The sequence below is a fragment of the Faecalibacillus sp. MSK20_93 genome (assembly GCF_020589945.1).
Classification (GTDB): domain Bacteria; phylum Bacillota_I; class Bacilli_A; order Erysipelotrichales; family Coprobacillaceae; genus Faecalibacillus; species Faecalibacillus intestinalis.
Window position 1 is genome coordinate 117,677 of record NZ_JAJDKA010000001.1, and the last position, 14,009, is coordinate 131,685.

Consider the following 14,009-nt stretch of genomic DNA (forward strand, 5'->3'; position numbering starts at 1 on the left):
AATAAAGACATACTCAAATAGAGGTGATAAAATGAAACGCAATAATATTATTATGGCATTAACTCTTACATCATTAGCACTTCTATTTAGTGAAACTGAATGTGGTTGCCATGTTATGGAAACAATTAAAGAAAAAATGTAAGATATTGAAATACTTTTGTATTTCGTGTATAATGCAAATAAATCGTTGAAAAAGATCAGTACTATATAGAATATTTTAGAGAGAACATGGTGGGTGAAAATGTTTATAGGATATATAGGAAAGCTACTTTGGAGAGTAATTAATGATTACCGTAGAACTGCGTTAAAGTTTAATTAAGGGCATGTATTTTTACATGAACTAGGATGGTACCGCGATAAAGTCGTTCCTAGATAAGGACGGCTTTTTATATTGTCAAAAAAGGAGAAAAGAAATGAAACAATTAACAGGAAATCAAGTTAGACAAATGTTCTTGGATTATTTCAAATCTAAAGGACATATGATCGAACCAGGTGCATCACTTATTCCTCATAACGATCCAACTTTATTATGGATCAATGCAGGAGTTGCTGCACTAAAAAAATATTTTGATGGTAGTGAAAAACCAGCATGTAATCGTATTGCGAATGCACAAAAATCAATTCGTACAAACGATATTGAAAATGTTGGTAAAACAGCAAGACATCATACTTTCTTTGAAATGTTAGGAAACTTCTCAATTGGAGATTATTTCAAAGAAGAAGCGATTCCATTTGCTTGGGAATTTTTAACAAGTCCAGAATGGATTGGTTTTGATAAAGAAAAATTATATGTTACTGTTTATACAGATGATGAAGATGCTTATCGTATTTGGACAGAAGTATGTCATGTAGATCCAAGTCATATTTTAAAAACATATGAAAACTTCTGGGAAATTGGAGAAGGTCCAGGTGGTCCTGACTCAGAAATTTTCTATGACCGTGGAGAAAAATATGATCCTGAAGGTTTAGGAGAAAAATTATTCTTCGAAGAAATGGAAAATGATCGTTATATTGAAGTATGGAACGTTGTTTTCTCTCAATATGATTGTAATCCAGCGATTGATCGTAAAGAATATAAAGAACTTCCACAAAAAAATATTGATACTGGTATGGGACTTGAAAGATTAGTAAGTATTATTCAAGGTGGAGAAACAAACTTTGATACTGATTTATTCTTACCAATCATTCATGCTACTGAAAAATTAGCCAATGTTTCTTATGAAGAAAATAAAATGGCTTACCGTGTTATTGCTGACCATATTCGTACTGTAACTTTTGCTTTAGCTGATGGAGCAATGTTTGATAATGCGGGTAGAGGGTATGTTTTAAGACGTATTTTAAGACGTGCTGTTCGTTATGGTAAACAAATTGGTATTGAAAAAGCATTTATGTATGATCTAGTACCATTAGTTTGTGATATGATGAAAGATTTCTATGATTATTTACCAGAAAAACAAGATTTTATTTCAACAATGGTAAAAAAAGAAGAAGAAGCTTTCCATAAAACATTATTAAATGGTGAAAAATTATTAAAATCATTAATTGATAAAAATGAAAATGGAGAAATCAGTGGAAAAGATGCTTTCAAACTTTATGATACATATGGTTTCCCATTTGAATTAACATTAGAAATCGCTGAAGAATCAAATTTAACAGTTAATGAAGAAGAATTTAAAGAAGAATTAAAAATTCAACAAGAAAGATCTCGTGCATCACGTGATAACAATGAATCAATGGCAAGTCAAAAACTTGATTTAATGGCTTTTGTTGAACCTTCTACATTTGTTTATGATCCTACACCAATCCAAGGAAAAGTTATTGGATTATTCAAAGATGGTGTTAAAACAGATGAAATCACTGATAAAGGAGAAGTTATCTTTGATACAACTCCATTCTACGCAGAAATGGGTGGACAATGTGGTGATACTGGATCATTAGATAATGAGACAACACATGCAAATGTTGTTAATACTTTAAATGCACCAAATAAACAACATATGCATTTTGTTGAAGTAAAAGAAGGTGCTATTCATTTAGGTGATACTTTTACATTATCAATTGATCAACAAAAACGTCGTCAAATTACAGCAAACCATAGTGCAACACATATTTTACAAAAAGCTTTACAAGAAACTTTAGGTGATCATATCAGCCAAGCAGGTTCTTATGTTGATGATAAAATTTTAAGATTTGACTTTACTCATTTTGAAAAAATTTCTGCTGAATTATTAAAAGAAATTGAAGAAAAAGTTAATCAAATTGTTTTTGAAGGACGTCCTGTTGTTATTAAAAATATGACAAAAGAAGAAGCTTTAGCATCAGGGGCAATGGCTTTATTTGATGAAAAATACGGAGATGTTGTTCGTGTTGTCAACATTGGAGATTACTCTATTGAATTATGTGGTGGTTGCCATGTTTTAAACAGTTCTGAAATTGGTTTATTTAAAATCGTTAGTGAAGAATCTGTAGGTAGTGGAATTAGACGTATTGTGGCACAAAGCGGTTTAGCTGCTTATAATGCAATGGTTCATGAAAAAGAAACAGTAGATACAATTGCTTCAACATTAAATCTTAAAAATAGAAAAGATGTTGTAAACAAAGTAGAAGCATTAAAAGAGGAATTAAAAGAAGCTAAAGTAGAAGTTGAACAATTATCAGCTAAATTAAATGCAATTCAAGCCGCTTCAAAAGCAAATGATATTGAAGAAATCAATGGAGTTAAAGTTCTTTATGTTGAAGAACAATTAGAAAATGCCAAAGCAAAACAATTAACATTTGATTTTAGAGATCAATTAGAAAGTGGAATCGTTGTTTTAGTTTCAAAATATGAAGAAAAATGTTCGTACTTTGTTTCTGTGTCAAAAGATTTAGTTGGTCAATATAAAGCAGGAAATATCATTAAAGCAATCAATGAAGTTGTTGATGGTCGTGGTGGTGGAAAACCTGACTTTGCTCAAGGTGGATGTGCTATCAATGATAATATTTCTAAAATCAAAGGTGCTTTAAAAAATATTTTGTAATTTAATACAGTATAAGGTATAATATATATTATAGAAAAGAGGGTGAGTTAGATGGAAGATTTAACAAAAACAAGAGTATTTAGTTCAGAAGATATGCGTAGAGAAATGATACGCAGTAATCTTAAAACAGTTATCAATGCTTTAAATGAAAGAGGATACAATGCTGTACATCAAATCGCGGGTTATCTCATATCTAATGATCCTGCATACATCTCTTCTCATAAAAATGCAAGAAATATTATTCAACAAGTTGAAAGAGATGAAATTATTGAAGAATTAGTAAAATCTTATTTGGAGAAAGAATAATGAAAAAAGTATTAGGTCTTGATTTAGGGTCTAGAACTTGTGGTATTGCCATGTCAGACATTCTAGGAATGATTGCTCATGGTGTTGAAACGTTTCGTTTTAAACCTGATGATTATTTAACATGTGCAAAACATGTTAAAGAAATTGTTGAAGAAAATGAGATTGAAACGATTGTTTTAGGTTTACCAAAACATATGAATGGTGATATTGGTGAAAGAGGACAAATTTCAATTGAATTTAAAAAACAATTAGAAGAAATGATTGAAGGAATCAATGTGATCTTAGTTGACGAGAGATTAACAACGGTAGTTGCTGAAAATCAACTTCTTTTTGCGGATGTATCAAGAAAGAAAAGAAAACAGGTAATTGATAAAATGGCGGCAGTTGCTATTTTACAAGGTTACTTAGATAGAGGATAAGTTATGGATGAAAATACAATTGTTGTAACTGATGAATTAGGAAACGAAGTAGAGTATGAAATTTTATTTACATTTGAAAATGAAGAAAATGGACATCAATATGTTGTTTACTTCGATCCTGAAAAAGATGAACCAGAAGCACAAGCAGCAATCTTTGATGATGAAGGTGGACTATTTCCAATTGAAACTCCTGAAGAATGGGAATTAGTTGAAGAAGTTTTCCAATCATTTGTTTCAGAAGAAGATGAAGATGAAACTGAATATTGTGAAGGAGAAGATGAAGATTGTAATTCATAAAAGCTAATGAAAATTAGCTTTTTCCTTTTTTAGACATGAACAGTTCATAGAAGGAAATTAGAATAATCAATGAGGTGAAAGAAATGGCATTTAATTTATTTGGAGGAAAAAGAAGAATTACGAAAGGTTTTTTTGCTAATTCTTTAGGAAATAAACAAACAAGAGGAATCTATACATTTCAAATCGATGTGGAAAATGGAGAGTTGATATTTAAAAAATATTTTATAACACCAACGGATCCAGTTTATGCATTCAATTATGGACGCTTTTCATGTATTACTTATAGAAATAGAACAGGTTCTGTAGATGATGGAGGAATTTGTTCTTATGCAGCAACTGCTGAAACATTAGCACTTGCTTCACGTGTGACAGATAAAGGAAAGACATATGTGCATGCTTGTGCAAATGGTGATGTAGAAACTGCTGATAAAGTATTCTGTGTTGATTATTTTAATAGTGAAATTTCGGTAATTTCTATTATTAAGAAAAAACTTGTAAAATGTATTTCTCATTTTAAGTTGAATGGAAGTGGAAAAGATCCTGTTAAACAAGCACAACCATATCCTACATATGTGAGCTTTTTACCAGATGAAGATAAACTTTATGTTGTTTGTTTAGGGTTAGATCAAGTATGTTTCTTTGATGTTGGTGAAGATGGAACATTAACATTAGATAATGTACATACATTACAATTAGAACCAGGTTGTGGTCCTAAAAAAATGATTTTTAATCAAAAAGGTGATCGTGCTTATGTAATGAATGAATTAAACAGCACAATTTGTGTTTATAAATATGATCATTTAAACTTTGAATTAATTCAAACAATCGATAGTTATCCAAAAGATGATGATCCTGAACTTGTAAGTTCTTTGAGTGATATTAAATTTAATAGTGATGATAGTCATTTATATGCAATTAATAAAGGACATGATTCTCTTGTGTTGTTCGAAGTCAATGAAGATGGAACTCTTACATATATTGACTTTGAAGATACTTCTTATGATCCAGTAGATATGCTTGTTTATAATGAGGAAGGAAATGAATGGATCGTTGTGGCTTGTCAAAAAGGTGGAATTGTTGAATCTTATCGTTTTGGTAAGGAAAAAGGTGGACAAGTTTATGAAACTGAATATAGCTGTATGGTAAATGAACCTGTTTGCTTAACACCATTTATTAATAATTTCTAAGGCAATTTATTTGCCTTTTTTCTTTGGTTGAATATCGACAAAAAATAACATATAATGATACAAGGTGAGGATTCAACATGGAAAAAAAGAAATTAGATATGAAGATTAAAATAGTATTAGGTATTATTATTTTTATTGTTGTTTTATTTATTGGAAGTTTTGTATATTATAAGCAAGGAATCAAGGCTACGTCTTCTAAAAATAAGGAAGTGATCGTCACTATTCCTAAAGGTAGTAGTGGAAATGATATTATTAAAATATTAGATAAAAATAAACTTATAAAAAGTTCTACATGTGCCAAAATATATTTAAAAATGAATCAACATGATTTTAAAAGTAATGTTTATATTTTAAATAAAAAAATGGATTTAAAAACAATTTTTAAAGCAATTGAAGGAAAAGATAAAAAATATATTTCTAATACTAAAATAACAGTTTTAGATGGACAAACAATTCCTGAATATGCTTCTATTATTTCTAAACAAACAGGAATAGATTATAATGAGATCATTCAAAAATGGACAGATCAAACATATCTTCAAAAGTTAATTAAAAAATATTGGTTTTTAACAGATGATATTTTAAATGATGGTATTTATTATCCATTGGAAGGATATTTAGCACCAGAAACTTATTTTCTAACACAAGAAGATACGATTGAAAGTATTACAAAAATGATGTTAGATCAAACACAAAAACATCTAGAAAAATATAAAACACAAATATTAGATTTTAAAGTGAACTCACAACCATTAACAGTTCACCAATTTATGACATTATCATCTATTGTTCAAAGAGAATCACCAGTCAATGACGAAGATAGGCAACTTGTTTGTGGTGTTTTAATTAATCGTTTAAATAAACAAATGCCATTACAATGTGATGTCACTGTTAATTATGGGAATCAAGAAGTAAAAATTGATGTTAAACATACAGATTTAAATAAAGATACAAAATATAATACATATAAATATAATGGTTTACCTGTTGGTCCTATTAGTTCAATTTCAACAGGAATTATAAAAAATGTTTTAAATTATAAGGAAAGTGAGTATTATTATTTCTTTGCAACACAAGATGGAAAAGTTTTATATGCGAAAACATATCAAGAACATCAAGCAAATGTAAATAGTAATAAGTGGTATTAAAATGAAGTATTTTGATGAAATAGAAAAAAGTGCAAGAGAAAGAAATATTCCAGTCATGGAAAAAGAGGGTTTGGAATTTTTAATACAAACATTCAATGAACATCAATGTCATCGCTGTCTTGAAATTGGCAGTGCCATTGGTTATTCAGCAATGATGATGGTTTCAAATATAGATGATTTTGTAGTTGAAACAATTGAATTAGATGATGCACGTTATCTTGAAGCTATTCAAAACATTAAAGAACAACAATTAGAAGATCAAATAGAAATCCACCATGATGATGCATTAACATTTGATATCAATGATTTAAAATACCAAGAATTTGATTGTTTATTTATTGATGCAGCGAAAGCACAATATCAAAAATTCTTTGAAAAATACATGCCTTTAGTTCAAAAAAATGGAATTTGCATTGTTGATAATCTAGATTTTCATGGGATGATTTTTGATATTGATCATATTAAAAATAGAAACACAAAACAACTTGTTAAAAAAATTAAAAGATTTAAAGATTGGATTTTCAATCATGAAGAATATCAAGTCACTTATTATGGTGTAGGTGATGGAATTTGTGTAATAAAAAGGAAGTGAAATAAGTGTCATTAATAATTAATATAAATAGTTTATCATATCTTTATGATTATTTGGATTTAGGTGTCCATGATTTTATTGTAGGAACAAATCAATTTTCATGTCGACAAGCTTTAACAGTTGATTATATAGAATTAAAAGAAATAAAGGAAAAATATCCAATGATTCGTTTATTTGTTTTAGTTAATGCGTTAGTTGAACAAAAATATTTAGATGATTTAAAGAATCATTTAGATAAATTAAATGAATGTCAAATAGATGGGATTATTTTTCAAGATTTTGGAGTTTTACAAATTTGTAATGAAAAAGGATATTCATTTGAAAAAATCTATGATCCAGAAACATTAAATACAAATCATCTCACATTATCTGTTTTAAAAGAACAAGGAATAGATGGCGCTTTTCTAGCAAGAGAAATCCCGCTAAAAGAAAAACAAATGATTGGACAAAATTGTAAATTAAAAACAATGGTTCAAGTACATGGGGTTGAATATATGGCTTATTCAAAAAGAAAGTTATTGTCTAATTATAAAGAGTATACACATCTTGATTTTAATGTAGATAAAGAGGCACAAATTGAAATCAAAGCCAATGGTGTAGAGGACCATTGTCATATTTATGAAGATCAATATGGAACCCACATTACTTCAACTAATCAAATGTGTGCACTAGATGTTCTTAATCAATTCAATGATTTTGATTATTTATATATTGATGGTCAATATATAAATGAAACAGATTTATTAGAAATTACACATCTTTATATACAAGCTATAGAAGCAATTAAAAATCAAACATACAATAAAGAATCAATAGAGTTGATGCAATTACTTTATCGTTTAACACCAAATGTTCATTACTACCATAGTTTTTTATTTGATTCAACGGTTTATAAAATTTCTGATGTAAGAAAGAGAGAAGAAAATGAGAGAAGTTAGTCAAGTTATTAATGGAAAAAGAGTCATTGTTAAAAAGCCAGAGTTACTTGCGCCAGCAGGTAATTTAGAAAAACTAAAAGTAGCTATTTTATATGGTGCAGATGCAGTTTTTATAGGTGGAAAAGAGTTTTCTTTACGCTCAAGTGCTTCTAACTTTTCTTTAGAAGACATTCAAGAAGCTGTAGAATTTGCCCATACACATCATGCGGCTATCCATGTAACATGTAATATTATTTTACATGAAGACAATTTAAAGGGATTAGAAGAATATCTTTTAAAGCTAGATGAAATTGGAGTAGATGCAATTATTGTAGCAGATCCTTATATTATGTCTTTAGCAAAAAAATTGCATTTAAAATTAGAAGTCCATGTTTCTACTCAACTATCTACTATGAATACCAGTGCGATTCGTTTTTATGAAAATTTAGGTGTTGATCGTGTCGTTTTTGCAAGAGAAGTAGATTATCAAGATCTAAAAGAAGTAAGAGAAAAGGTTGATATTGATTTAGAGTATTTCATTCATGGAGCTATGTGTATCCATTATTCTGGAAGATGTATGTTATCTAATTATTTTTCAAGAAGAGATGCCAATCGTGGAGGATGTTCGCAATCTTGTCGATGGTATTATGATATTTTTGAAAAAGATCAACAGTTAAATCATGATGAAATTGTTCCTTTTAGTATGTCAAGTAAAGATATGTCTTTAGTAGATGAATTACCTAAACTTATTGAATTAGGGATTGATTCTTTTAAGATAGAAGGAAGAATGAAGTCATTGCATTATATTGCAACTGTTGTATCTACTTATCGTAAATTGATTGATACGTATTGCGATGATCCTGAAAACTTTGATAAAAATGGTTATCGAAAAGAAATAGAAAAGGCAGCCAATCGCGCTTTATGTACAGGCTTCTTTAAAGATGTTCCAAACAGTGATTATCAACTTTATAATCAAAGAGATGAGCATCCTACACAAGATTTTTGTGCGCGTGTATTAAGTTATGATGTAGATAAACATGAAGTTATGATTGAACAAAGAAATTATTTTAAAGTGGGAGATCAAATTGAATTTTTCTCACCACATCATGAAAATGTTTTAATTGAAGTTAAAGAAATATACAATGAAGATAGAGAATCAGTTGAAGTAGCAAATCATCCAATGGAAATTCTTTATTTAAAATGTGAGCAACCATTGTCTGAATTTGATATGGGAAGGAAGGTTTTAACAAATGAAAAATAGTATTATTATTGGTATTGCTGGAGGAAGTGCTTCAGGAAAGACATCTATTTCTAGACAAGTGTATGAATTTTTTAAAGGAAGTCATACAACATGTATTATTAAACAAGATGATTATTATAAAGATCAAAGTCATCTTTCTTTTGAAGAAAGAGTTAAAACAAACTACGATCATCCTTTTGCTTTTGATAATGATTTACTTGTAGAACAATTAAAACAATTAAAAGAAGGAAAATCAATTTCTAAACCTACATATGATTATACTCAACATACAAGAAGTGATGTTGTTGAAACAATTACACCAAGAGATGTTTATATTTTAGAAGGATTATTTGTTTTATATGATGAAAAAATTAGAGATTTATGTGATATTCTTGTCTTTGTAGATACAGATGCTGATATTCGTTTTATTCGTCGTTTAAAACGTGATATTGAAGAAAGAGGACGTTCTATTGATTCAGTATGTAATCAATATTTAGAAACAGTAAGACCAATGCATGAACAATTCGTTGAACCTTCAAAAAAATATGCACATATCATTATCCCTGAAGGGGGAAATAATACAGTAGCCATCGATCTTTTAATTACTAAGATTTCAAGTGTTATTGATGCTAAGGAGTAAAAGATGTATTGTACAAATTGTGGTCGAAAAATTAAAGATGGAGAACGTTATTGCCCTTATTGTGGAACGAAAACATTTAATGAATATGAATTTAATCAACATAGAGTAGATTATGCAATTTCTAGACGTAGTATTCCAATGTGTATTATTTTATCAATTGTTACGTTTGGAATTTATGGACTTTATTGGCTTTATTGTCTTGCCAGTGATGTCAATACACTTACTGGAGAAGAAGATTCTTCAGGTTTTAAAGTCTTGATTTTAAGTATTATTACTTTAGGTTTATATGAACTTTATTGGTTGTATAAAGTTGGAGAGAGATTAAGTGATTTTCAAACTTATCAAGGAGAAATGGTAGATAATTATCGTGCTCTTGTTTATTTGATTTTAGGAATATTTGGATTAAATATTGTAGCAAGAGCACTTATTCAAAATGATTTGAATAAATATGCTTATGATTCATAAAAATAGACTAGATATTTAGATATAAATATGCTATATTATTGATTACGAGGTGACTTAAAATGGATAAAGATAAAGTATTACTTACGAAATCTGGTGTAGAAAAACTTGAAGAAGAAAGAGATAATTTAATTAATGTTGAAAGACCTAGAGTCATTGAAGAATTACAATTAGCTCGTTCTCAAGGTGACTTATCAGAAAACGCTGATTATGATGCAGCTAGAGATAAACAAGCTCAAATCGAACAAAGAATTAAAGAAATTGAATATATGCTTCAAAATGCAGAAATCATTTCTGAAGAACAAATGGATTTAAATGTTGTTAAACCTGGGACAACAGTTACAATTTTAGATTTATCTTTAGATGATCCTGAAGAAGAAAAATATACAATTGTAGGTTCTTTCGAAACTGATCCTGTTAATGGTAAGATTTCAAATGAATCACCACTTGCTAAAGCACTTATTGGTCATGGAGTTAATGAAATCGTGACTGTTGGGGTTGCTGAAGCATATGATGTAAAAATTGTAGATATTGAATTTACTGCATAAAACAACAAGTTATTGTTGTTTTTTCTTTATATAATAAAGTAAATAATAAATAATAAAAACAAATAAAGGTTTTATTAAAATTTGAATATTTATATCTTTTAAATGAAATATAAATTGAATAATTAAATAAGTCATTGAAAGGGTCATTCCGTGGATCAATGGCTTTTCTTTTACCATTTTATAAAAAATAAAAGTGAAAACAACTAAGATAAGATAACTAAAAAAAGTAATCAGTAATTGATAAATAAAAGATGAAACATGCATAAAAGAAAAAAGAATAGCCATAATAAAACTAATGATTAAATAACTTACAAATAAAAATGCATAAGATAATAAATAAGGCATTAACTTTCTTTTCATAGAAACCTCCTAATAGAGAATATGAAAAAAAAGAGTAAGTAGAACGGAGAACATATGTTTAAAATATTTATCATTAGTATTTTTATGTATATCTATCTAACAGTTTTACTTAGGCTTTTTGGAAAAAAAGAATTTAGTCAACTCAATGTTTTTGATTTTGTTGTTTTTTTAGTGATTTCTGAAATCACGACAATGTCTTTAGAAACACAAGATTTGTCTGTTTTAGATAGTGTGATAGCCACACTGACACTCATTATTTTAGATAGAATAGAATCTTTTATTACGATGCGTTCAAAAAAATTGAGAGATTTTTTTGAAGGAAGACCGTGTTATATCATTTATAGAGGAAAGATACAATATCAAAATATGAAAAAATTACGCTATAGTATAGATGATTTATGTCATCATTTAAGAGTAAGTGATATCGATAGTGTTTCTAAAGTGGATTTTGCTATTCTAGAAACAAATGGTTCTTTATCGGTTATTCCAAAACAAGAAAGTCAAACACTTTTACCTGATGCATTGATCAGTGATGGCTGTATTAATCAAGAAGCACTTCAAATTTTAAATAAAGATGAAGCGTGGTTGAAAAATGAATTAAAGAAAAAACACATTTCTTATATAGAAGATGTGCTTTATTGTGTTTTAGAAAAAAAGGGTCTTTATGTGATAAAAAAATAACTATCCAAACATAATATCCAACATCATCATGATCATAAATCCTACCATAAAACTCATCGTACCAACATCTACTTCTTTTAAGGCATTTGCTTCAGGAATCAGTTCTTCGATACAAACAAACATCATCGCTCCAGCTGCAAAGCTTAAAGCAAAAGGGAGAATGCTACTAAAAAGTTGAGCAAATAAAAAACCTAAAAGTGCACTTGGAATTTCTACAAGGGCAGAATATTGACCATACATCATTGCTTTAAAACGTGAGATACCACTTTCATGTAAAGGTAAAGAAATGGCCGTACCTTCAGGAAAGTTTTGGATACCAATACCAATAGATAAAATAAGGGCAGGAACAAGATTAGTTTTAACGCTTGCAATGGCAATTCCAACCGCTAAACCTTCGGGAATATTGTGTAAGGTCATTGCTAGTAATAAAAGTTTATTTTTAGAAAGAGTATTTGTAGGACCTTCTTTTTGATGAGAAATAATATGTTCATGGGGAAGAAATTTATCACATAATCTTAAAAATAAGCCACCGCTAAAAAAGACAAGTGGAATCAAAAAAAGTAAAAGTAGATGATCTTCAACTTGTTGGATTGCTGGAAGAAGCAATGAAAAGAAAGTAGCAGCAATCATAATACCAGCAGCTAAACCTAAAGCAATACTGACAAGTTTTTGACTTTTACTTTTAACAAAATAAACAAGACTTGACCCTAAAAAAGTCATGAGCCAGTTAAAAATAGAAAGTACTAAAGCAAGTAAAAAAAGTTGTGAATTTGATAACATAAAAGACCTCCATAGTATCCTATGAAGGTCTTATCATTTCATCTAGGCTTATCTATTAATAAAGTCATAGTCACTATCATCAATAGTTACTAAAATTGCTTTTTCAGTTAATCTTTGTTTTTTACTATCATAAGTAGGTAAAACAGTATAATTAACACGAATATTTCTTTCTACTTCTTCGTCGTAAGCAAAATCTGCTTGTCTAAAGAAGATAGGATCATGATCATAAACAGAAATATTACCAAATTGATTTTGTTCATTGTAATAAACAACTTTACCTGATTTACGAGTAACTAAACTATCAAGATGTGACATGATTAAGTCATACATTTCATCATATAAACTACTTGAATCTTTACCTTGATATTTTACATCGATTGTAAAGTCACATTCTTTTTGATTTTCATTACATAATGCTTTAATAAATGAATGAACCACTTTAATTAATAATTCATTACCACTATTTTCAACAGCTTCATTTAATCTTTGATATAAAGGAAGTTGTTCAAGGGCATAACCTTTTTCAAAGAATTCATAAAGTAAATAAGCATTTGCTTCTTTTACTTTACCAACAGTAGCATTTGTTTTATATAAAACTTCGTAGAAGTTAACTCCTTTAATACGATTATGTAAAGAAATAAATTCTCTATTAGCTTCATCATATTCTTTTAATTCTAATAAAGCACATCCTCTATAATATTTGATCCATTGTAAAGCATTATAATGCCATTTAAGTGGTGTAGCTAATGCTTGATTTGCACATTCTACACATGCTTTATATTGTTTTGTTTCAAATAAAGCACGTACTTTTAATCTAAAGTATCTTTCTTTGAAAGATTCAAATTCTCTACCTTCGTTATTAACAAAAGGTTTATCAGATAATAATCTAACATCTAATTTATTAAGCATTTTGATCATTAAATCATAATTGATTGGAGTTTGATTTAATGCATATTTAATTGCTCTATTAATTGCTGGTTCAACAGGAGAATATTTTTCTTGTTTACAAATACCTAAAATATCTTCAAGGATATCAAAGAATAAACTTTCTTTTTCTTTTATTTTTTCATCATCAATATTAATAAACTTATTATATAAAGCATACCCATATTGATTAATATATCCTTTTAAAGAAGGAGCCATTTGTAAAAATGTATTTCCTACTTCAATTGCATCATCATTTCTACCATTGTTTTTTAATAATTTAATAAAATCATTTGCTTCAAATTCATTGAAAGAAGCAGCATCTTCATTGAATTTATTGAAATATCTTTCAATACTTTTTAATTCGTTTTCGTTCATAAAATTCACCTCATGCATTATTATATCATTTATTTATCATGAATAACATAAAATGTTTTTAAAAACATTTTTTATATGCTATAATAATGCAGAAAATTAAGAGGTGAAAA

16 protein-coding genes and 1 other annotated feature are annotated in these 14,009 nt (G+C 28.4%); of the genes, 13 read left to right on the forward strand and 3 right to left on the reverse strand.

The window, feature by feature from the left end:
- The first annotated feature begins 178 nt into the window (after positions 1-178).
- Positions 179-373, forward strand: a binding site (T-box leader).
- Positions 374-413: 40 nt separating this feature from the next.
- From alaS to greA, 12 genes are all read left to right on the forward strand, one after another.
- Entirely contained in the window at positions 414-3,020 is a 2,607-nt protein-coding gene (gene alaS / locus LJD34_RS00610; protein WP_227358936.1) for an alanine--tRNA ligase, read from the forward strand.
- Between the two features lie 51 nt (positions 3,021-3,071).
- Positions 3,072-3,326: an IreB family regulatory phosphoprotein gene (locus LJD34_RS00615; RefSeq protein ID WP_022001134.1), complete on the forward strand. Its 255-nt coding sequence runs from the start codon at positions 3,072-3,074 to the stop codon at positions 3,324-3,326.
- Complete coding sequence (gene ruvX / locus LJD34_RS00620; protein ID WP_022001133.1) at positions 3,326-3,745, forward strand: Holliday junction resolvase RuvX; 420 nt, start codon at positions 3,326-3,328, stop codon at positions 3,743-3,745. The genes LJD34_RS00615 and ruvX overlap by 1 nt, the downstream gene beginning before the upstream one ends.
- 3 nt (positions 3,746-3,748) lie before the next feature.
- Positions 3,749-4,042 (forward strand): DUF1292 domain-containing protein, encoded by a 294-nt coding sequence (locus LJD34_RS00625; RefSeq protein WP_052011100.1) that lies wholly within the window; start codon positions 3,749-3,751, stop codon positions 4,040-4,042.
- An 83-nt stretch (positions 4,043-4,125) separates the two neighbouring features.
- Positions 4,126-5,229: a lactonase family protein gene (locus tag LJD34_RS00630; protein ID WP_032091366.1), complete on the forward strand. Its 1,104-nt coding sequence runs from the start codon at positions 4,126-4,128 to the stop codon at positions 5,227-5,229.
- Positions 5,230-5,306: 77 nt separating this feature from the next.
- A complete protein-coding gene (mltG, locus tag LJD34_RS00635) occupies positions 5,307-6,377 on the forward strand; it encodes an endolytic transglycosylase MltG (RefSeq protein ID WP_227358937.1) in 1,071 nt (356 codons plus the stop codon).
- A gap of 1 nt (position 6,378) precedes the next feature.
- Positions 6,379-6,969, forward strand: coding sequence for an O-methyltransferase (locus LJD34_RS00640; RefSeq protein ID WP_032091364.1), 591 nt, complete (start codon positions 6,379-6,381; stop codon positions 6,967-6,969).
- Positions 6,970-6,974: 5 nt separating this feature from the next.
- Positions 6,975-7,907: a peptidase U32 family protein gene (locus LJD34_RS00645; protein WP_022001128.1), complete on the forward strand. Its 933-nt coding sequence runs from the start codon at positions 6,975-6,977 to the stop codon at positions 7,905-7,907.
- The gene (locus tag LJD34_RS00650) at positions 7,894-9,147 is read left to right on the forward strand and encodes a peptidase U32 family protein (protein ID WP_119363211.1); all 1,254 of its coding nucleotides are present in this window, start codon (positions 7,894-7,896) and stop codon (positions 9,145-9,147) included. Before LJD34_RS00645 ends, LJD34_RS00650 begins: the two co-directional genes overlap by 14 nt.
- Positions 9,137-9,766: a uridine kinase gene (gene udk / locus LJD34_RS00655; protein WP_022001126.1), complete on the forward strand. Its 630-nt coding sequence runs from the start codon at positions 9,137-9,139 to the stop codon at positions 9,764-9,766. Before LJD34_RS00650 ends, udk begins: the two co-directional genes overlap by 11 nt.
- 3 nt (positions 9,767-9,769) lie before the next feature.
- Positions 9,770-10,231, forward strand: a complete 462-nt coding sequence (locus LJD34_RS00660; RefSeq protein ID WP_081919061.1) for a DUF4234 domain-containing protein — start codon at positions 9,770-9,772, stop codon at positions 10,229-10,231.
- A gap of 59 nt (positions 10,232-10,290) precedes the next feature.
- Positions 10,291-10,776: a transcription elongation factor GreA gene (gene greA, locus LJD34_RS00665; protein ID WP_022001124.1), complete on the forward strand. Its 486-nt coding sequence runs from the start codon at positions 10,291-10,293 to the stop codon at positions 10,774-10,776.
- Between the two features lie 9 nt (positions 10,777-10,785).
- On the opposite strand, the gene LJD34_RS00670 is transcribed toward greA, so the two are convergent.
- Positions 10,786-11,136 (reverse strand): hypothetical protein, encoded by a 351-nt coding sequence (locus tag LJD34_RS00670; RefSeq protein WP_032091361.1) that lies wholly within the window; start codon positions 11,134-11,136, stop codon positions 10,786-10,788.
- A 54-nt stretch (positions 11,137-11,190) separates the two neighbouring features.
- Between LJD34_RS00670 and LJD34_RS00675 the strand changes: the two genes are divergently transcribed.
- Complete coding sequence (locus LJD34_RS00675; protein WP_032091360.1) at positions 11,191-11,817, forward strand: DUF421 domain-containing protein; 627 nt, start codon at positions 11,191-11,193, stop codon at positions 11,815-11,817.
- On the opposite strand, the gene LJD34_RS00680 is transcribed toward LJD34_RS00675, so the two are convergent.
- Both LJD34_RS00680 and LJD34_RS00685 read right to left on the reverse strand, forming a co-directional pair.
- Positions 11,818-12,597: a ZIP family metal transporter gene (locus LJD34_RS00680; protein WP_032091359.1), complete on the reverse strand. Its 780-nt coding sequence runs from the start codon at positions 12,595-12,597 to the stop codon at positions 11,818-11,820.
- Positions 12,598-12,645: 48 nt separating this feature from the next.
- On the reverse strand, positions 12,646-13,899 hold the full coding sequence (locus LJD34_RS00685; protein WP_032091358.1) for a hypothetical protein: 1,254 nt from the start codon (positions 13,897-13,899) through the stop codon (positions 12,646-12,648).
- Positions 13,900-14,009 lie beyond the last annotated feature (110 nt).